This is a genomic window from Nonomuraea muscovyensis (genome assembly GCF_014207745.1).
Taxonomy (GTDB): domain Bacteria; phylum Actinomycetota; class Actinomycetes; order Streptosporangiales; family Streptosporangiaceae; genus Nonomuraea; species Nonomuraea muscovyensis.
Genome location: NZ_JACHJB010000001.1, coordinates 2,665,694 through 2,683,963 on the forward strand (window position 1 = coordinate 2,665,694; position 18,270 = coordinate 2,683,963).

The 18,270-nt window shown below is 69.2% G+C and carries 16 protein-coding genes; 4 read left to right on the forward strand and 12 right to left on the reverse strand.

The window, feature by feature from the left end; translation table 11 throughout:
- Window positions 1-82: 82 nt before the first annotated feature.
- The gene (locus FHU36_RS12615; RefSeq protein ID WP_376774129.1) at window positions 83-3,892 is read right to left on the reverse strand and encodes a replicative DNA helicase; all 3,810 of its coding nucleotides are present in this window, start codon (window positions 3,890-3,892) and stop codon (window positions 83-85) included.
- A gap of 284 nt (window positions 3,893-4,176) precedes the next feature.
- Here FHU36_RS12615 and FHU36_RS12620 point away from each other — a divergent pair, with 284 nt between their 5' ends.
- Window positions 4,177-5,478: an MATE family efflux transporter gene (locus FHU36_RS12620; RefSeq protein ID WP_185083898.1), complete on the forward strand. Its 1,302-nt coding sequence runs from the start codon at window positions 4,177-4,179 to the stop codon at window positions 5,476-5,478.
- Between the two features lie 114 nt (window positions 5,479-5,592).
- Window positions 5,593-7,032 (forward strand): APC family permease, encoded by a 1,440-nt coding sequence (locus FHU36_RS12625; RefSeq protein ID WP_246502027.1) that lies wholly within the window; start codon window positions 5,593-5,595, stop codon window positions 7,030-7,032.
- A gap of 179 nt (window positions 7,033-7,211) precedes the next feature.
- Here the strand turns inward: FHU36_RS12625 and FHU36_RS12630 are convergent, their stop codons facing one another.
- From FHU36_RS12630 to rpsF, 7 genes are all read right to left on the reverse strand, one after another.
- Complete coding sequence (locus FHU36_RS12630; protein ID WP_185083900.1) at window positions 7,212-7,955, reverse strand: amino acid ABC transporter ATP-binding protein; 744 nt, start codon at window positions 7,953-7,955, stop codon at window positions 7,212-7,214.
- Window positions 7,952-8,809, reverse strand: a complete 858-nt coding sequence (locus FHU36_RS12635) for an amino acid ABC transporter permease (protein WP_246502028.1) — start codon at window positions 8,807-8,809, stop codon at window positions 7,952-7,954. The genes FHU36_RS12630 and FHU36_RS12635 overlap by 4 nt, the downstream gene beginning before the upstream one ends.
- Window positions 8,810-8,819: 10 nt before the next feature.
- Window positions 8,820-9,689, reverse strand: a complete 870-nt coding sequence (locus FHU36_RS12640; RefSeq protein ID WP_185083901.1) for an ABC transporter substrate-binding protein — start codon at window positions 9,687-9,689, stop codon at window positions 8,820-8,822.
- A gap of 203 nt (window positions 9,690-9,892) precedes the next feature.
- Window positions 9,893-10,339, reverse strand: a complete 447-nt coding sequence (gene rplI / locus FHU36_RS12645; RefSeq protein WP_185083902.1) for a 50S ribosomal protein L9 — start codon at window positions 10,337-10,339, stop codon at window positions 9,893-9,895.
- Window positions 10,340-10,353: 14 nt separating this feature from the next.
- Entirely contained in the window at window positions 10,354-10,590 is a 237-nt protein-coding gene (gene rpsR, locus FHU36_RS12650; protein ID WP_020543048.1) for a 30S ribosomal protein S18, read from the reverse strand.
- A gap of 62 nt (window positions 10,591-10,652) precedes the next feature.
- A complete protein-coding gene (locus tag FHU36_RS12655; protein ID WP_185083903.1) occupies window positions 10,653-11,222 on the reverse strand; it encodes a single-stranded DNA-binding protein in 570 nt (189 codons plus the stop codon).
- Between the two features lie 88 nt (window positions 11,223-11,310).
- Window positions 11,311-11,601 (reverse strand): 30S ribosomal protein S6, encoded by a 291-nt coding sequence (rpsF, locus tag FHU36_RS12660; protein WP_026214314.1) that lies wholly within the window; start codon window positions 11,599-11,601, stop codon window positions 11,311-11,313.
- Window positions 11,602-11,882: 281 nt separating this feature from the next.
- On the opposite strand from rpsF, the gene FHU36_RS12665 reads away from it, so the two are divergent.
- Window positions 11,883-12,101 carry a hypothetical protein gene (locus FHU36_RS12665; protein ID WP_312891552.1) on the forward strand — a complete coding sequence of 73 codons (219 nt, stop codon included), beginning with the start codon at window positions 11,883-11,885 and terminating at the stop codon, window positions 12,099-12,101.
- 42 nt (window positions 12,102-12,143) lie between these two features.
- Here the strand turns inward: FHU36_RS12665 and FHU36_RS12670 are convergent, their stop codons facing one another.
- Complete coding sequence (locus tag FHU36_RS12670) at window positions 12,144-12,323, reverse strand: hypothetical protein (RefSeq protein WP_185083904.1); 180 nt, start codon at window positions 12,321-12,323, stop codon at window positions 12,144-12,146.
- Between the two features lie 73 nt (window positions 12,324-12,396).
- Here FHU36_RS12670 and FHU36_RS12675 point away from each other — a divergent pair, with 73 nt between their 5' ends.
- On the forward strand, window positions 12,397-13,140 hold the full coding sequence (locus FHU36_RS12675; protein WP_185083905.1) for a deoxyribonuclease IV: 744 nt from the start codon (window positions 12,397-12,399) through the stop codon (window positions 13,138-13,140).
- Window positions 13,141-13,203: 63 nt separating this feature from the next.
- Here the strand turns inward: FHU36_RS12675 and FHU36_RS12680 are convergent, their stop codons facing one another.
- Genes FHU36_RS12680 through FHU36_RS12690 form a run of 3 tightly spaced genes read right to left on the reverse strand, consistent with a single transcriptional unit; the run spans window position 13,204 to window position 18,064 of the window.
- Entirely contained in the window at window positions 13,204-14,289 is a 1,086-nt protein-coding gene (locus FHU36_RS12680; protein ID WP_185083906.1) for a mannosyltransferase family protein, read from the reverse strand.
- On the reverse strand, window positions 14,286-15,626 hold the full coding sequence (locus tag FHU36_RS12685) for a glycosyltransferase family 87 protein (protein WP_185083907.1): 1,341 nt from the start codon (window positions 15,624-15,626) through the stop codon (window positions 14,286-14,288). Before FHU36_RS12685 ends, FHU36_RS12680 begins: the two co-directional genes overlap by 4 nt.
- Window positions 15,623-18,064 (reverse strand): transglycosylase domain-containing protein, encoded by a 2,442-nt coding sequence (locus FHU36_RS12690; RefSeq protein WP_185083908.1) that lies wholly within the window; start codon window positions 18,062-18,064, stop codon window positions 15,623-15,625. Before FHU36_RS12690 ends, FHU36_RS12685 begins: the two co-directional genes overlap by 4 nt.
- Window positions 18,065-18,270: the final 206 nt, after the last annotated feature.

The following is an 18,270-nucleotide window of genomic DNA, read 5'->3' on the forward strand; positions in this document are numbered from 1 at the left end:
CGAGGGTGTCTAACTCTTTCGTCACACATCGAGGATGGGCACCCTCGCCCTATCTCCGCAGCTACGCCTTTACATCAATCATCTAGTGCTGGGCCATGTCGACGAAGCGGCTGTAGTGGCCCTGGAAGGCCACGGTCACGGTCGCCGTGGGACCGTTACGGTGCTTGGCCACGATCAGGTCGGCCTCACCGGCCCGCGGCGACTCCCGCTCGTAGGCGTCCTCGCGGTGCAGCAGGATGACCATGTCCGCGTCCTGCTCGATGCTGTTGTGGACGGAGATGCCGTTGGCGACGAAGTTGTGCGTGTCCAGCACCGTGGCGTCGTAGACCGGATGCTCGCCCATGCTCTCGATCGAGGCGACCTCGTCCCAGAAGACGTCGTTTGTCGCCAGCATCTCCAATCCGGCGTCGTCCAGGATCGTCGCCACCCGGGCGAGGCGCTCACGGCTGGGCGCATGCTTCCACAAGGTGCTGCCGCAGAACTGTGTCCCCAACTCGGCGGAAAACGCCCGCTGGGTCATGCCCTTCTCCGCCAGCGCGTCACGTACGCGGCCCCAGACCCCACGCGGAATCGTGTCGAGGTTCGTGTTGCCCTTGACCGCCCGCAATGCCGAGATGCTGCAAGTGGCATGCTTGGCCCGTTCGCCGTGCACGCCCACCTTCTCCAGGAACCGGAGCTGGTTCTCCGCGCCGTAGACGTGCAGCTGAAATCCCGGCCGGTTGTCGCCCTTCTGCGTCGTCTTGACGCGAGTCATCACGTTGAACCTGAGGAGCAGTTGCGCGACGTCGTCGATCAGACGTCGACTCGTCGAGCCGTAGTAGATCCGCGACTGGCCCAGCTTTTCGTCCCACCAGACGCATCCGTCCGTCGCCCACAGATGCCGCAGGAACAGGGCGATCTGGTCCTTGGACAGAGAGAAGACCCCCTGGGGGACGAATTTCTCGTGACTACGAAGGCCGAACAGGCCCAGGTCGTCGAGCCAGGCGGCGATGGGGTTGCGCTTGCCGTGGGTGAGCCGGTAGGGGGCGGGCAGCCGCAGCGTGGTAACCCGCGCGGCTGCATATTCGTCGCGGATCGCGCTGACCCCGAAATGCAGAGCCGCCTTCGTGACCGCCTCCAGGCAAGCCTCGTCTCTGCTCGCGTACCGAATCGGCTGGTTCTTGACGAACGAACCATCTCCAATCATGTGCCCCAGAAGGACGACCTCCTCCGCGGGCCACTCCTGAAGATCCCGAGGGGCCAGGACGTGGCGCGGAACAGCGAGGCGGGTGCCTGGGCCGATCTCTCCCAGTGGACGCCAGCCGTCGTAGGTCATGAAGGGGTGGTTGGCCGTCGCCTTGACTTCCCGACCCGAGGTCAGCCGGAGCTTGAAGACCTCCTTCGTGCCGCTGGGGAAGACATGCGTCATGGTGCGCCGCACGAGCCGCAGATTCGCGTCCAGAGACCACACGGGGATGTCGCGCTCACCCGACTCCAGGAGCTCGCCCATCGACACCTCGGCTCCCGTGTCGGCTCGGAGGACTCGGGCATCCGCCGTCAAGCAGCCCGACTCACGCAGATCGCTCACTTGGGGGCGTTTGTCCGTGCGCTGCTCGGGGCCACGGTTGAGCTGGGAGATGGCGATGACCGGGACCTCGAGCTCCTTTGCCAGCAGCTTGATGGCACGGGAGATCTCCGACACCTCGTTCTGGCGGCTCTCGGTCTTCTTCGGCGAGCTCATCAGCTGGAGGTAGTCGATGACCACGAACCTCAGGTCGTTGCGCTGCTTGAGCCGCCGGCACTTGGCCCGGATCTCCATCATCGACATGTTGGGCGAGTCGTCGATGAACAGCGGGGCCTCGGCCACCTCGCTCATCCGGCGCGCGAGCCGGGTCCAGTCGTCGTCGCTCATCATGCCGGACCGCATCGACTGCAGCGACACCCGCGCCTCGGCCGACAGCAGGCGCATGGTGATCTCGTTGCGCGACATCTCCAGCGAGAAGATGACGGTGGTCATCCCGTGCTTGATGGCCGCCGACCGGGCGAAGTCGAGCCCGAGCGTGCTGTTGTGCGTGGGGATGCAGCTTCTGCTCGCCAGGTACATGTGGTCGGCGTTGTCCACCTCGACACAGCGCACAGGCCGCGACCCGACGGGGCGTACATCCACGATGTGGCGGACGCGCGTCGAGGGGTGGGCGGTGCGGGCCTGCCGCTCCGCCTTGCGGGGCAGGCGGAACACCTTCTCCGCCGTGGTGAAACTGATCATGTAGCAGGTGGAGGGCGACCCCGTGTGGCCCCTGACCGGTTCGGTACGCATCGTCGCCCTGTGGCCCAGGCTGAGGATCAGCTCATGCACGTCGTACGCGAGCCGCCGGTTCGTCACGGCGAGCTGGATCCGGCCGGAGCGGTCGACGTGACCGTCGGTGTCGAGCAGACCCGCCAGCAGGTCGTGGCGCTGGCGCCTTGACGCGCGCAGGTAGGACTGCGGGATGTGCTTGTCGCCGAGGACACCGAGTGTGCGCAGGATGCCGCTGACGGTGCCCTCCGTACGGTGGCACGCCCGGCACCGCGAGATGGCACCGGTGGGGGCGCCGCATTCGCGGCACATCAGCGTGGATGCCTCGTAGGTGATGGAAGACCCGACCCTGGTGATCGTGAGACCCTCGCCCTCCAGGCCGGCGATGATCTCAGGCTCGACCGTGGTCAAGCGGGCGGCGGCGGTCTCCCCGTCACCCAGCCAGACGCCGAGCGCGTACGGCGGGAGCGGCAGGTCTCGCTCGTCGAGCTCGAAAGCCGCCGAGACCGCGACAGCGTGGCTGGGGCGCTGGCCGGCCGTCGGGCACCTCAGCGTCGCGGCGATCTCCTCGGTGGTGACCACACCGTCGTGCACGGCCGTCGTGGCGGAACTCGCCGGTGCCCTCTCGGGAAACGCGCCCGGCAGCGCCGCGGTGGGACGGGCTGGGGCAGTCGGCGGGTGGGCGCGCGCCGGCCCTCCGACCGCCACGGGGGCCGCGCGGGTGACCCGTGTGGTGGTGGTGCGCCACTGGTGCTGCGCGTCAGCGACGATCACTGTGCCGTCGCTGAACTCCACCTCGTAGCACGGCCTGTCGTCCATGACCTCGGTGGCCGCGACGACGCGGGTCGGCCTGCCGTCGGCGCCGATCAGCTGGTCGCCCACCCGGACCTCGCCCATCGTCGTCCAGCCCGTCGGCGTGGGAAGGGGCGTGTCGAGCGCGAGCGCCTTCCCGATGGCCGGGCGGGCGGCGACGACGATCATCTGGCCGGAGTGGAGGCCGTTGGTGAGCTGGTCGAGGTCCTGGAAGCCGGTGGGGACGCCGACCATCTGGCCGCCGCGGCTGCCGATGGCCTCCAGCTCGTCGAGGGCGCCCGGCATGATGTCGGCCAGCGGGGCGTAGTCCTCGGAGGTGCGGCGCTCGGTGACCTTGTAGATCTCGGCCTGGGCCCGGTCGACGAGGTCGTCGACCTCTTCGTTGTTGCCGCCGTAGCCGAAGGAGACGATGCGGGTGCCGGCCTCGATGAGCCGGCGGAGGATGGCCTGCTCGCGGACGATCTTGGCGTAGTAGCCGGCGTTGGCCGCCGTGGGGACGACGGCCGTCAGGGTGTGGAGGTAGGCGGCGCCGCCGACCCGGGCCATCTCGCCGCGTTTCTGCAGCTCGTCGAAGACGGTGACGGCGTCGGCGGGCTCGCCTCGGCCGTAGAGGTCGGTGATGACGTCGTAGATCATCTGGTGGGCGGGCCGGTAGAAGTCGTCGGCCTTGATGATCTCGACGACGTCCGCGACCGCGTCCTTGGAGAGCAGCATGCCGCCCAGGACCGACTGCTCCGCCTCGATGTTGCTGGGCGGCGTGCGTTCGAAGCCGGGACCCGCACCGGTCTCTTCGTCAATGCTCACCGCGCCCCCTCGACAACCCTTGCGGCGGTCGCACCACCCCCACTTGTAGTCGACCGGGCTGACAGTTTCGCGGGTTCGACGGACGTCGGCAACGCGGCCTGTGGATAACCCTGTGGACAGCCTGTGCATGACAGTCCCCAGGGTGTGAAAGCACTGTGGACAGAACCTGTGGATAACTCCGAAGATCATCCACCACACCCACTCTGAGCAGGCACGACTTCATCCACCGACTGTGGAGAAAAGAAAGTTGGCCCCAGATGCCCGGTAATGGGCATAATAGTCAAATGCCCATTACACGCCAGGACAGGGAGATCCTCCGGCTTGCGGTGCCCGCGTTCGGCGCGCTGGTCGCCGAGCCGCTGTTCCTGCTGGCCGATTACGCGATCGTCGGCCACGGGCTGGGGACCACGGCCGTGGGCGCCCTGGGCGTGGCGGGCACGGTGCTGGCGACGATGGTCAACCTCTGCGTCTTCCTGGCCTACGGCACCACGGCCACCGTGGCCCGCCAGAGCGGCGCGGGCAACCACGGGCAGGCCATGCGCGGCGGTGTGGACGGCATCTGGCTGGCGCTGGCCATCGGCGTCGCGCTCGTCGCGCTCTGCTGGCCCGCCGCCCCGGCCATCGTCGGGATGTTCGGCGCGCCGCCGGGCCAGACGGAGGAGGCCGTGACCTACCTGCGCATCAGCCTGCTCGGCGCCCCGTCCATGCTGGTCGTGCTGGCGGGCACGGGCGTGCTGCGGGGGCTGCAGGACACCGCCACCCCGCTGGTCGTGGCGGTCGGCTCGTTCGCGCTCAACGCCGCGCTGAACGCCTGGTTCGTGCTCGGCATGGACTGGGGCATCGCCGGGTCCGCCTGGGGGACCGTGCTGGCACAGACGCTCGGCGCCGTCGTCTACGTAACCGTGGTCGTCAGGGGGGCGCGGCGGCTCGGCACGCGGCTGCTGCCCGACCTGGCCGGGGTCAGGCAGGCCGGTACGGCCGGCGTCGCCCTGCTGATCCGGACCGTCTGCCTGCGGATCGTCCTCATCGTCGCCACCGTGGTGGCCACCAGGATGGGCGAGGCGGAGCTGGCCGCGTACGCCATCGCGACCCAGGTGTGGACCCTGCTGGCCCTCGCCCTGGACGCCATCGCGATCGCCGGGCAGGCCATCACCGGCCGCACGCTCGGCGCCGGCGACGCGGAGGCCACCAAGGAGGCGACCCGGCGCATGGTGCGCTGGGGCGTCTGGTCGGGCATCGTGCTGGCGGTGCTGGTCCTCGCGGCCAGACCGCTGCTGCCCGGACTGTTCGACGCGGACCCGCAGGTCACCGAGCAGTTGCTGGCCGTGCTGTGGCCGGTGGCGCTGCTCCAGCCGCTGTGCGGCGTGGTGTTCGTACTCGACGGGGTGCTGATCGGCGCGGGAGACCAGCGCTACCTCGCGTGGGCGGGCGTGTGGACGACGCTCGCCTACCTGCCGGCCGCGTTCCTGACGGCCGATTTCGGCATCGTTGCGCTTTGGTGCGCGCTTGGCCTGTGGATGTTCGCACGTTTGATCACGCTGGTCCGGCGGGCCGCCGGGACTGCCTGGCTGGTGACCGGGGCGTAACCGTCCTGTGCTTGCCGTGGCAGGAGTGGTGAGGCACTGTGGGCGAGTTCCACGAGCGGAGTGTGCCTATTGTCCACGATTCTCCGACGTCTTCCCCCCAGCGAGGCGACTGGGTTGCGCACGGGTGCCCGGCACAGCCTTGCCGAGCTCTACCGGCCGGCCGACCTCGTCGTCCTCGGCCTGGGCGTGACGATCGGGGCGGGCATCTTCAGCGTCGCCGGCCGGCAGGCCGCCACCATGGCCGGGCCCGGCGTGATCCTCTCGTTCATGATCGCGGGCATCGCGGCGCTGCTCGCGTGCCTGTGCTACGCCGAGCTGTCATCCACGATGCCGGCCTCGGGCAGCGCCTACACCTTCACCTACGTGATCTTCGGTGAGGTCTGGGCGTGGATCATCGGCTGGGCGCTCATCTTGGAACTCCAGCTCGCCGCGGCAGTGGTCGCGCGCGCGTGGGGCGAGCTCACCGTGCGGGCCATCGCGAACTTCGGCGTCCAGCTGCCCGCGCCCGACCTCGTCGTGGACCTGCTCGTGCTGCTCATCCTGGGGCTGCTCGCCGCCACCGTCGCGCTCAACGCGCGGATCGGACTGCGGGCCCTGTGGGTCATGGTGGCGGCCAAGCTGCTGGCCATCGGCGCCGTCATCGTCGTGGGGGCCTTCCACGTCGTGCCGGCCAACTTCGGCGACTTCTACGCCGACCCCAAGCCGCTGGACGAGCCGTCCACGACCGTCCTCGACGTCTTCCTGGGACAGAGCCACGCCTTCGGCTGGTTCGGCATCTTCGCCGCGGCGCCGGCCATCGCCTTCGCCTACATCGGCTTCGACATCGTGGCCACCGCGGCCGAGGAGACCGTCAACGCGCCCCGGGCGGTGCCGAAGGGCATGATCCGCAGCCTGGTCCTCGCCACGATCATCTACATCGCGGTGGCCGTGGTCATGGTGGGCATGATCCCGTACACCCGGATCTCCCTGGACGCGCCGCTGTCCAGCGCGTTCCGCGGCGTGGGCGTCGACTGGATGGCGCACGTCATCGACATCGCCGCGGTGCTGGGCCTGACCACGGTGATCCTCGTGCTGCTCGTGGGGCAGACCCGGGTAATGTTCTCGATGGCCCGCGACGGCCTCATGCCGCGCCGGCTGGCCACGATCAGCCGTCGCTACCACACGCCGTCCCGGGTGACCCTGGTGATCGGCGGCATCGCGATCCTGCTGGCCGAGTTCGCGCCGGTGTCCACGCTGGAGCAGCTCGTCGTCATGGGGGCGCTGTTCGCGTTCATGTTCGTGGCGGCCGGAGTGATCGTGATGCGCCGCCGGATGCCGCACCTCGACCGCGGCTTCAGCGTGCCGCTGTCGCCGGCGCTGCCGGCCCTGTCGCTGCTCGCCACGCTCTGGCTCATGGTGAACCTGCACGTCATCACGTGGGTGTGGTTCGCACTGTGGATGCTCTTCGGCCTGCTCGTCTACCTCGGGTACGGCCGGCGTCACAGCCTGCTCGCCGCGCCGCGGCCGGCCCCGTTCCCCGACGCGGCCCCGGGCCGAGGCCGGCACCGCCGGTAGCAAGGAGCTCGCAGTGCACAAATCCCATGACGTACCCCCACTGACCGCACTGTGGCGGGGCCGGCCTTTCGCTTCAGCAGGACTCCCGACAGCTTCTCAGGCCGGCCTTCATCTCCGCTGAGCCATCCTGGGGACCGCAGCCGTTGACCCTTCTGAAGATTCGAAGTCCGTACAGGCCCCTAGAACCGGCCCGCTTCGAGCACCGCGCGCAGGAAGTCGCGGGTGCGGGTGTGCTCCGGATCGTTGAAGATCTTCTCCGGCGGGCCCTGCTCCAGCACCACCCCACCGTCGAGAAAGCACACGGTGTCGGAGATGTCACGGCAGAAGCCCATCTCGTGCGTCGTCAGAATCATCGTCATGCCCGACTGCTTGAGCTCTCTGATGATCTCCAGCACCTCGACCACCAGCGCCGGGTCGAGCGCGGAGGTGACCTCGTCCAGCAGCATGAGCATCGGCTCGGTGGCCAGCGCGCGGATGATGGCCACCCGCTGCTGCTGGCCGCCGGAGAGCTGGTCGGGGTAGGCGCGCGCCTTCGCGGCCAGCCCGAACCTGGTCAGCAGGTCGTGCGCCCGCTCCTCCGCCCGCGCCCGCGTCACCCCGTGCACCCGGCGCGGCGCGAGCGTGATGTTGTCGAGCACCGTCATGTGCGGAAACAGGTTGAACGCCTGGAACACGATGCCGAGCCGCTTGCGCACGTCGTCGACGTCCACCCGCGGGTCGGTGATGTCCTGGCCGTCGAGCAGGATCACCCCGTCGTCGACGGTCTCCAGCAGGTTGACGCAGCGCAGCAGCGTGGACTTGCCGGAGCCGGACGCGCCGATCAGGCTGACGACCTCGTGCGGACGCACCTCCAGGTCGATGCCGCGCAGCACGCTGTGGTCACGGAAGTTCTTCCACACGCCATCGATGGTCAGCAGGCTCATGCTCCCCGCCTCCTCCTGGTGCGCTCGGCCAGGTGGTCGGTGAGCCTGGCCATGGGGATGGTGAGCAGGATGAACAGCAGCGCCGCCGCCAGGTAGGGCGTGTAGTTGAACGTGCTCGCCGCGTGGATCTGCGCCTGGCGCAGCGCCTCCAGCGGGCCGATGGTGGCCACCAGCGCGGTGTCCTTCTGCAGCGAGACGAAGTCGTTCAGCAGCGGGGGGACGACCCTGCGGGTGGCCTGGGGCAGGACGACGTGGCGCAGGGTCTTGGCGTGGCTGAGGCCCAGGGAGCGGCCCGCGGCCACCTGGCTGGGGTGGATGGAGTCGATGCCCGACCGGAACACCTCGGCCACGTACGCGCCGTAGGACAGCGTCAGCGCGATGATGCCCAGGGTCACCAGATCGGTGGGGATGCCCTGCAGGTTGAGTGCCGGCAGCCCGAACCCGATCAGGAAGATCACCAGGATCGTGGGCACCCCACGGAAGATGTCGGTGTAGAGCGTGGCCAGCGCCCGGATCGGGAAGAAGGCCGGCGTCCTGATGCCCCGGGCGAACGCCACGAGCAGGCCCACGAGGAGGATGCACGGCTCGGCGATCAGGAAGATCTTGATGTTGAGCAGGAAGCCTGCCGCCACGTCGGGCAGCGCGTCAGCGAACACCTCGCCGTTGAAGAACTTTTCCCGCACGCGGGGCCAGCCCGGCGCGTTGGTCACGACCACCACGAGGAGGACGGCGAACACGAACGTGGAGGCGGTCGCGATCGAGGCCGAGCGGCGGGCCCGCGACCTGCGGACCCGCTCGCGCTCCCGCTGCCGGTCGCTCTTGACCCAGGCCGGGCCGGCAGGCATGTCGCTCATCGGCCGTCGGCTAGCCGAGCTCGGGCGCGCCGGCCGCCGAGCCGAGCCACTGCTGCTCGATCTTGGCCAGCTCGCCCTTGGACTTCAGCGCGTCCACGGCCTTGTCCACGCAGGACTTCAGCGGGCTGCCCTTCTGCATGACCAGCCCGAACTCCTCCGGCGCGCCGCCCGTCGCGCTGAACTGGCCGACGATCTTGGACTTCTCGACCTGGGCGGCGGTCACGTAGAACGCGGTGGGCAGGTCGACGACGATCGCGTCCACCTGCTTGTTCTCCAGGGCGTTGACCGCGTCGATCTGGTCGTTGTAGACGTTGGGCTCCGCGGCCGGCTTGATGACCTCCTTGACCGCGGCCAGCGAGGTCGTGCCGACCTGCACGCCGATCTTGGCGTCCTTGAGCTCGGCCAGGCTCTTGGCACCGGCGAACTTGCTCCCGTCGATCGCGACCACGGCCTGCTTGACGGCGTAGTAGCCGTTGCTGAAGTCGACCGCCTCGGCCCGCTTCGGGGTGATGGAGACCTGGTTGACGTCGAAGTCGAACTGCTTGGGCCCCGGGGCGAACGCCGAGTCGAACTTGACCGTGGTCCACTGCACCTCGTCACGGTCGAAGCCCAGCTCCCCGGCCACCGCGAAGGCCACGGCGCTCTCGAACCCCTGGCCGTTGGCGGGGTCGTCGTCCTTGAACCACGGCTCGAAGGCGGGCTTGTCGGTGCCGATCGTCAGCTTGCCGGCGTTGACGAGCTTGAGCTGGTCCTTGCCGCACGCCGTGGACGGGGCGGGACCGGCGGTGCCGGTCGTGCTCGCCGTGTTGTCGGCGGGTGCGCACGCGACGGCCGCCGCCGCCAGCGCGCCGAGCGCGAGCAGCGTAGAGGGACGGACCATGGGTGGTGCCTCCAGAAGGAACGCGGGGAAGAACGTGCCTGATTCTACGGCCGCCACGATCGGCTATACGCCCCACCTGGGGTCATACCGCCCATCTTGACTCCTGTCATGGCCCGTCCCTACGACCGGGGACACCAGGTTCCCAGCGCGAAAACGGCCCCCGCTCCGTGGGAGCGGGGGCCGTTTGCCAGGCGGCGCCGGTGTCAGCCGGCGACGACCTCGACGTCCACCGAGGCCGAGACCTCGGGGTGCAGCTTGACGCTGATCTTGTGCGAGCCGACGCTCTTGATCGGGTTGACGATCTCGATGCGACGGCGGTCGAGGGCGGGACCGCCGGCGGCCTTGACCGCGTCGGCGATGTCGCCCGTGGTGACCGAGCCGAACAGGCGGCCGGAGTCGCCCGCGCGGGTGGTGAGCCGGACGCGCAGGGCGCCGAGCTGGCCGGCGACCTCCTTGGCCGTGCCCATGTCGCGGATCTCGCGGGCGTCACGAGCCTTCTTGATGGACTCGATCTGCTTCTCCGCGCCACGCGTCCAGCGCATGGCGTAGCCGCGCGGGATGAGGTAGTTGCGGCCGTAGCCGTCCTTGACCTCGACGACGTCGCCGGGGGCACCGAGGCCGGAGACCTCGTTGGTGAGGATGAGCTTCATGTCGACAGACCTCCTTAGCGCGCGGTGCTCGTGTAAGGCAGCAGGGCCACCTCACGGGCGTTCTTGATCGCGGTCGCCACGTCACGCTGGTGCTGGGTGCAGTTGCCCGTCACCCGGCGCGCACGGATCTTGCCACGGTCGGAGATGAACTTCCGCAGCAGGGCCGTGTCCTTGTAGTCGACGTAGGAGATCTTGTCGTGGCAGAACAGGCAAACCTTCTTCTTGGGCTTGCGCAGTGCCGGCTTTGCCATCGTGGTGCTCCTTTCAGAGCCCCGCCGTCAAGCGGGAATGGACTCGGGCTGGTGAACTGGATTTAGAAAGGCGGTTCGTCGCTGAAGTCGCCGCCGCCGCCGAAGCCGCCGCCCTGCTGGCCGCCGCCCTGCTGGCCGCCGCCGCCCTGGTAGCCGCCACCGCCGCCGAAGCCGCCGCCCCCCTGGGGCGGGGCGGGCGACGCGGACGCCCACGGGTCGTCGGCGGGGCCGCCGCCGAAGCCGCCACCACCGCCGCCGCCCTGACGGGAGGTGCGGTTGACCTTGGCGGTGGCGTTGCGCAGGGACGGGCCGACCTCGTCGACCTCGACCTCGTAGACCGTGCGCTTCTCGCCTTCCTTGGTCTCGTAAGACCTTTGCTTGAGCCGTCCCTGCACGATGACCCGCATGCCGCGCTGGAGGCTCTCAGCGGCGTTCTCCGCCGCCTGCCGCCACACGTTGCAGGTCAGGAACAGGCTTTCGCCGTCCTTCCACTCATTGGTCTGACGGTCCATGAACCGCGGAGTGGACGCGATGCGGAACCGAGCCACCGCTTGACCCGTCGGGGTGAAGCGCAGCTCCGGGTCGTCGACAAGGTTGCCGACGATGGTGATTACGGTGTCGCCTGCTGCCATGGCCAGCGCTCGCCTTCCTGCACGCCTTCGCTTTGGTTACGGCTCAGAGTACGGCCGCCGCCCGACAAAAAGCCGGGCAACGAGCTGCTTAGTGCACGTCGGGGCGGAGAACCTTGGTGCGCAGGATGCCCTCGTTGAGGTTCATCTGGCGGTCGAGCTCCTTGACCGTCGCGGGCTCCGCGGACAGGTCGATGACGGCGTAGATGCCCTCGGACTTCTTGTCGATGTCGTAGGCGAGACGGCGACGGCCCCAGACGTCGACCTTCTCCACGGTGCCGCCGTCGTTGCGGACCACGGTGAGGAACTGGTCGAGGGACGGCGCGACAGTGCGCTCATCGAGCGAAGGGTCCAGAATGACCATTACTTCGTAACGACGCATGCGGGACTCCAACCTCCTCTGGACTCTTGCGGTCACGGCGCTCTGCCGTGACAGGAGGACGCTGACGCCTTTACCCGAGGTGCCCCTTTCGGCCCCCGGGGTGACGGGTCACCCATCACAACGCAGCCTGACCAGGTTACCAGCCGTGCGCAGGTGGGAAGGCCCTAGGAAACAAGGGGGTGATAGTTGTGCCACACATCCTTCAACCTTCCGAAAACGAGCGGTTCAGGCCCACGCTCAACACCGACGGGCGACCCCACCCGGTCGAGAACATCCTGGCGGTGGCCACACTCTCCCTGGGCCTCGTCGCGTTCGTCGCGACGTTCTTCGACGGCGGTCACGTGGTCGCGTCGTGGGCGGGTGCGCTCGGCTTCGGCACCGGCCTCTACTCCCAGTACATCTCCGCGACCACGGCGCAGCGCGCGCTCAACATCGTCGGGATGGTGGCGGCGTTCGTCGGCGTGGCACTCGGCATCGCCCGCGGCGGCTTCCTGCCCTGACCCACGGGGGGTGGCCCACCGGCCGGTGGACCACCCGTCCGGTCATCCGCCGATGTTCAGGTCCACGCCCAGCAGGACGAGGAACCACAGGAAGACGGCGAGCAACGCCTCGGCGAAGTCCCTCAGGACGGCCGGGGTGATGTAGTCGTACGCCCACGCCACATAGACGCCGATCGCGACGTAGACCAGGAAGACCAAGGAGCGCACGCGCCAGCGGGACATCTCGTTCTCCTCGTTCGGGGGGTGGCGTGCGACTGCCCCGGTACGGCCCCGGCAAACGGATAGGCTCGATGGCATGGTGCGCATCGGAGCTCATGTCGGTCAGGACGACCCCGCCGCCCACGCAGCCGAGGTCGGCGCCGAGGTGGTGCAGTTCTTCCTCGGCGACCCGCAGGGCTACGACAAGCCCGTGCTCCCGGCCCGGCCGGTGGAGGGCCTCGACGTCTACGTCCACGCGCCCTACCTGATCAACGTGGCCACGACCAACAACCGCATCAGGATCCCCAGCCGCAAGCTGCTCGCCCAGCACCTGGAGGCCGCGGCCGGGCTCGGCGCCAAGGGCCTGATCGTGCACGGCGGCCACGTCAACAAGAACGACGACCCGCAGGCCGGCTTCGACAACTGGCGCAAGGTGTTCGAGCGGCTGGAGTCCCCGATCCCGGTGCTGATCGAGAACACCGCGGGCGGCGGCAATGCGATGGCACGCAAGCTCGACCGGATCGCCCGGCTGTGGGACGCGCTCGACGGCTTCGACGTGGGATTCTGTCTCGACACCTGCCACGCGCACGCGGGCGGCGAGGAGCTCGTCGACCTGGTCGACCGGGTCAAGGCGATCACCGGGCGCATCGACCTGGTGCACTGCAACGACTCGCGCGACGCGTTCGACTCCGGCGCCGACCGGCACGCCAACCTGGGCAAGGGGCGGATCGACCCGGAGCTGATCCTCGCGGTGTGCCGGGCCGCCGGGGCGCCGATCGTGGTGGAGACGCCGGGCGAGGGTCAGGCCGAGGACATCGCGTTCCTGCGGAAGAACCTGTAGGGAAAACACACAGCCTGTGGATAACTTCCCTGGATTACTGATCCGCGAAAGTGGGTAGGAAGGTCAGCCGGCCCAGGCGCCACTCAGGAAGCGCAGCGTGCCCAGCACCATGAGCGGCCCCGCCACCATGGCGTACACCACGATCACCCACCGCCGCGCGGTGGCCAGCCGGGCGAGCGCCACCCACAACGGAAACCACAGCAGCAGCGAGCGCGGGATCGACAGGTAGTACGCCGAGGTCATCAGCGCCCCGGCCTGTAACCCGGTGTAGACCACCTCGCTCCACCGGCCCAGCGCCGCCAGCCAGGCCAGCACCAGCACGGCGACGACCGCGCCGGCGATCTCCATGCGGAAGGCCACGGCGAAGTCGTCGGCGCCCTGGGCCGCGCTCCACGTGGTGCTCCAGGATTTCCACGGCCACACCAGCTCACGCCCCCACCCGGCCTCCTGGGCGTCCTTCCACGCGAACCAGTTGCCGGACCGGGTGTGGTGGAAGGCCGAGTACGCCACCAACGGCAGGAACGGCACGAGCAGCCACGGCGCCTGCCGCCACGAGGCCCGTACGGCGGAGCCCCGCGACGGCCCCGTGACGAACTCCGCCACCAGCGCGACCGCCAGGAACAGCCCGGTGATCCGCACGCAGGAGGCGCCGGCGGCGAGCAGGACGGCCTGCGGCCAGCGGCCCTGCCGGGCGGCCAGCCACGCGGGGATCGCGAACGCCAGGAAGAGCGACTCGCTGTATCCCGCGGTCAGGAAGACGGCCGTGGGGCAGAGCAGCAGTCCCAGCACGGCGATCCAACCGGAGGCGCCCTCCAGCTCGGCCAGCCGGGCCAGGGCCACCATGGCCACGGCCCCGGCCACCAGCGAGATGAGCAGCCCGGCCGCCGTCCAGTCGGGGACCACGAGGTGCACCAGCCGCAGCGCCATCGGGAAGCCGGGAAAGAAGGCGGGCAGCCCCGCGTCGGGCGGGGCTGCCGGATCGCCGTCGTAGCCGTACCGGGCGATCGTGACGAACAGCCCCGCGTCCCACTGCTTCCACCTGCCGACGTAGTCGTGCAGGGCCACCCCGAGCACCGTGGCGACCGCCAGCCCGGCCCGCGAGGCCAGCCACAGCAGCAGGGCGTCGCGATCGGCCGAGCGGGTGATCACCGGGTGGCGGGGGCCAGCGTGAACCGGTCGGGCGCCCCGTCGAAGACGCCGCCGCCCTGGTCGTCGACGTCGCCCTGCCGGACGAGGTCCTTGTGCGGGCGCAGGATGTCGCGGACCACGAACGCCATCATGATGCCGATCGTGATGACGCGGCCCCAGACGGCGGTGAAGTAGGTGTCGTCACCGATGCCCAGGTCGTCGCGGTCGAGCGGCGGCTGGCCGAGCAGGTAGAGCCAGATCGCGAAGAAGTACCACACCTCGGCGACCTGCCACAGCGCGAGCGGCTTCCAGTTGGGCCTGGCCAGCACGGCCAGCGGCACCAGCCAGAGCACGAACTGCGGCGACCACACCTTGTTCGTCATCATGAACGCGGCCAGCGCGAGGAAGCAGATCTGGGCGAGCCGCGGCCGGCGCGGGGCGGCCAGCGTGAGCACGGCGATGCCCACGCACAGCAGGAGCAGCGACGCCATGCCGAGCGTGCTGACGTCCATGTCGCCGAGCACCGGCCAGCCCTTGTTCTGGAAGAACAGCCACGGCGAGCCCCAGTCGACGCCGCGGTCCTGCGAGAACACGTAGAACCGGCGCCAGCCGTCCCAGGCCAGCACCATGAACGGCACGTTCACCACGAGCCAGGCGGCCACGGCCGCGCCCATCGTCACGAGGAACGGCCGCCAGCGCCCGGTGCGCAGCGTGAGCAGGAACAGCGCCCCGACGAACATCAGCGGATAGAACTTCGTCGCGATCGCCAGCCCGAGCAGCACGCCGGCCAGCACCTGCCGCTTGCGCGCCCAGGCCAGCAGCACGCCCATGGACAGGGCCCCGGCGACGAAGTCCCAGTTGATGTACGCGGCCAGGATCACCGACGGGGCCAGCGCGTACCACAGGGCGTCCCAGCGCCGGGTCGGCCCGGCCACCGCGGCCATCAGCAGCACGCCGGCGACGAGGCAGACGCCGAGGAAGACGACCGTGAAGTCGTAGAACAGGGGTGCCTGGACGCCTTCCACCAGGCGAGGGGGGCCCGGCCTGAGCAGGCGGGCGATCCAGGCGAACACCTGCATGACCTCGCCGAGCACCACCGGGTACTCGACGTGCTTGTCGAAGGGCACCTGCGCGAAGTAGGGGTTCTCCGCCGCGAGCTGCCGGTCGAAGTAGAGGGGGAAGATGTCGGTGTAGCAGAAGTTGGTGTAGACGGTGGTCTGGTCGTTCCAGCCGCCGGTCCTGCAGGGCAGCCGGAAGACGTAGGCGAGGCTCGCCCCCAGGGCCACGAACAGCCCCAGGGGCAGGTAGGGCACGGCCCGCGCGATCAGCGGCGGGCGCACCTCGGTGACCGCCTTCACCGGGTTTCGCGCCGCGCGGGCGTGGGCTCGGGATAGACGTATTCGCCGTCGCCGAGGGCGCCGCCGCCGAGCACGCTGCCGTCGCCGTCCTCGATGGTGCCCATCTCGTTGGGGTCGATCGTGATGATCTCGCCGTCGTCACACGGGCCGATCTCGCAGTCGGAGTCGAGGTTCTCCTCGTCGAGCGGATCCTTGGTGGCCGTCGGCGTGGGGACGGGCTTGGGCGCGAGGTCCTCGCTGATGCCGGAGTCGACCCGCTCGGGGAACTGCTCGACCTTCTGACCCTTCATCGCCTCGGTCATGAAGGTCTTCCAGATGGCCGCGGAGTAGCTGCCGCCCTGGAATCCGGTGCCGAGCGGCACCTCGTACGGCGTGCTGTAGGGGTTCTGGTCGTTGTAGCGCGTGCTCTTGCCCCTGGTCACCGGGCAGATGTCGTTCTTCGGCGGCACGACCTTCCCGGTCTTGGTCCGGCACTCCTGCCGGAACATGCCGACCGCGCTCGAGAGCTGCGGGGTGAAGCCGACGAACCAGGCTTCCTTGTTGTTGTTGTTGGTGCCGGTCTTGCCGGCGACGGGCCGGTCGTAGAGCGCGGCGCCGGTGCCGGTGCCCTGCTTGACCACGGCCTGGAGGGCGGCGGTGGCGTCGGCGGCGGCCTCGGGCGAGATGACCTTGGTGGCCGTCTTCAGCTCGGGGAACTTGAGCTTGCCGTCCTTGCCCTCGATCCGGGTGATGACGTGGTTGGGGATGTGCTTGCCCTCGTTGGCGAAGATCGAGTAGCCGCCGGCCTGTTCGACGGCGGTCACCTCGCTGGAGCCGATGGTGAGCAGGTAGTGCTGGTTGTCGCGGGTCTTCTCCAGCCAGTCCTTGTTGAGGCCGGCCTTCGAGGCGATGTCGATCACCTTGTCGAGGCCGACCTTCTCCCCCATCTTCGCGTACGCGGTGTTGATGGAGTCGGCCGTCGCGGTGAGCACGTCGACCGCCGAGGCTCTGGAGGCGTGGTCGTTGTCGATCGGCGTGGTGCCCTCCAGCTTGACCGGGCCCTTGGCCGGCACGTAGCTGCGCAGGCTGTAGCCGGAGTCGAGCCACGCGGCCAGCACGTACGGCTTGAACGCCGAGGCCGCCTGCTTGCGCGACAGGAAGGCGTCGTTCCAGTAGTCCTTGGAGTAGTCGTCGCCGCCGTAGAAGGCGCGGATACGGCCGGTGCGCGGGTCGACGGCCGCGAGGGTGACCTGGATCTCCGGCGACATGCTCTTGGTGTGCTGGTTCACCGCGCTCTTCGCGGCGATCATGAGGCGCTTGTTCAGCGACGTGTAGATCTTGTAGCCGTTCTTGTCGATGTCCTCACGGCTGATCCCTCGGGTCTTCAGCTCGTTGAGCACGACCTGGACCATGTAGCCGGACAGACCGGCGAAGTAGTCGCGGTTGCTGACCTTCGCCAGCTTGGGGGCCGTCGGCGACTTGGCGCCCAGGTTGCCGTACTTGGCGGGGTCGAGCTTGGCCATCTCGCGCAGCACGTAGTCGTAGCGGAACTCGGTGGGCCCCAGGTCGCCCTTGGCCTCGGCCTTGTCGAAGGTGTCGGGGTTCTGGATGCGGCCGGCGAGGTAGGCGCCCTGCTCGGGCGTCAGGTTCTCCACCTTCTTCTTGAAGAAGGCCTCGGCCGCCGCGCCGATGCCGTTGGCGCCCCGGCCGAAGTAGATGGTGTTGAGGTACTGGGTGAGGATCTGTTCCTTCTTGAGCTGCTTGTTCAGCTTGACCGCGACGAAGATCTCCTTGAGCTTGCGCTCGACGGTGCGCTCCTGGGACAGCCCGTCGTAGTAGTTGCGGGCCATCTGCTGGGTGATGGTGGAGGCGCCCTGCACCTGCGTGCCGGAGACCGTGCTGAACACCGACCGCACCATGCCGGGGAACGAGATGCCGGAGTCCTCCCAGAAGGAACCGTTCTCGGCGGCGACCACCGCGTCCTGCACGTGCTTGGGGATCTGCTCGTACTTCACCGGGGTGCGCTTGACGCCCAGCTTGGCCAGCACCTTCTTGTCGTCGTAGTAGATGACGCTGCCCTGGTCGTCGACGGAGTCCTGGGTCTGGTCCTCCGTGGGCACCGGCATGTTGGCGTAGGCGACGGCGATCATGCCGAAGATGCCGGCCGAGAAGACCACGAAACCGGCCATGACGAGCTTCCAGCTCGGCAGGAACCGGCGCCACTTCGGCTTGTCACCGCCGCCCCCGCCGCCTCCGCCGCGCGGCCGGTCCGGCCCGCCCGGGCCGCCGGGCCCGGCGGGGCCGCTGCCCGAACCGCGACCCCGGGCCCTGCGTGGCATCTCGCTGACGACGGTCTCCTGGTCACCGCGGGCGCGTGTGTCCTGATCGGCGCGCCGCCGCTGCGGGCGCTGGCGGGCGGCCGGCGCGGCGGGCTCCGGCTCGTACGACTGCGCGACCATCGCGCCGGTCTCCTCGTAGGCGGCTTCCGGACGACGTGGTGGCTCCGCCGACGCGCTCCAGCCGGCGTCGGCGGTTTGCGGCGCGTCCCCGTAGGGAACGGAACGGGATGAGCCGGAGCGACGGCGCCTCCCCGGGCGGGCCGTCCCTTCGTTGCTGGTGTAACTCACACGTCCTCGCATCGTCGTCGGATAGCACGGCGGATGGG

Bases quoted from the DNA above. Each gene is read 5' to 3' on its own strand.
- FHU36_RS12620 (WP_185083898.1), top strand. From the start codon at position 4,177: ATGCCCATTACACGCCAGGACAGGGAGATCCTCCGGCTTGCGGTGCCC.
- FHU36_RS12630 (WP_185083900.1), bottom strand. From the start codon at position 7,955: ATGAGCCTGCTGACCATCGATGGCGTGTGGAAGAACTTCCGTGACCAC.
- FHU36_RS12635 (WP_246502028.1), bottom strand. From the start codon at position 8,809: ATGAGCGACATGCCTGCCGGCCCGGCCTGGGTCAAGAGCGACCGGCAG.
- FHU36_RS12640 (WP_185083901.1), bottom strand. From the start codon at position 9,689: ATGGTCCGTCCCTCTACGCTGCTCGCGCTCGGCGCGCTGGCGGCGGCG.
- rplI (WP_185083902.1), bottom strand. From the start codon at position 10,339: ATGAAGCTCATCCTCACCAACGAGGTCTCCGGCCTCGGTGCCCCCGGC.
- rpsR (WP_020543048.1), bottom strand. From the start codon at position 10,590: ATGGCAAAGCCGGCACTGCGCAAGCCCAAGAAGAAGGTTTGCCTGTTC.
- FHU36_RS12655 (WP_185083903.1), bottom strand. From the start codon at position 11,222: ATGGCAGCAGGCGACACCGTAATCACCATCGTCGGCAACCTTGTCGAC.
- rpsF (WP_026214314.1), bottom strand. From the start codon at position 11,601: ATGCGTCGTTACGAAGTAATGGTCATTCTGGACCCTTCGCTCGATGAG.
- FHU36_RS12670 (WP_185083904.1), bottom strand. From the start codon at position 12,323: ATGTCCCGCTGGCGCGTGCGCTCCTTGGTCTTCCTGGTCTACGTCGCG.
- FHU36_RS12675 (WP_185083905.1), top strand. From the start codon at position 12,397: ATGGTGCGCATCGGAGCTCATGTCGGTCAGGACGACCCCGCCGCCCAC.
- FHU36_RS12690 (WP_185083908.1), bottom strand. From the start codon at position 18,064: ATGGTCGCGCAGTCGTACGAGCCGGAGCCCGCCGCGCCGGCCGCCCGC.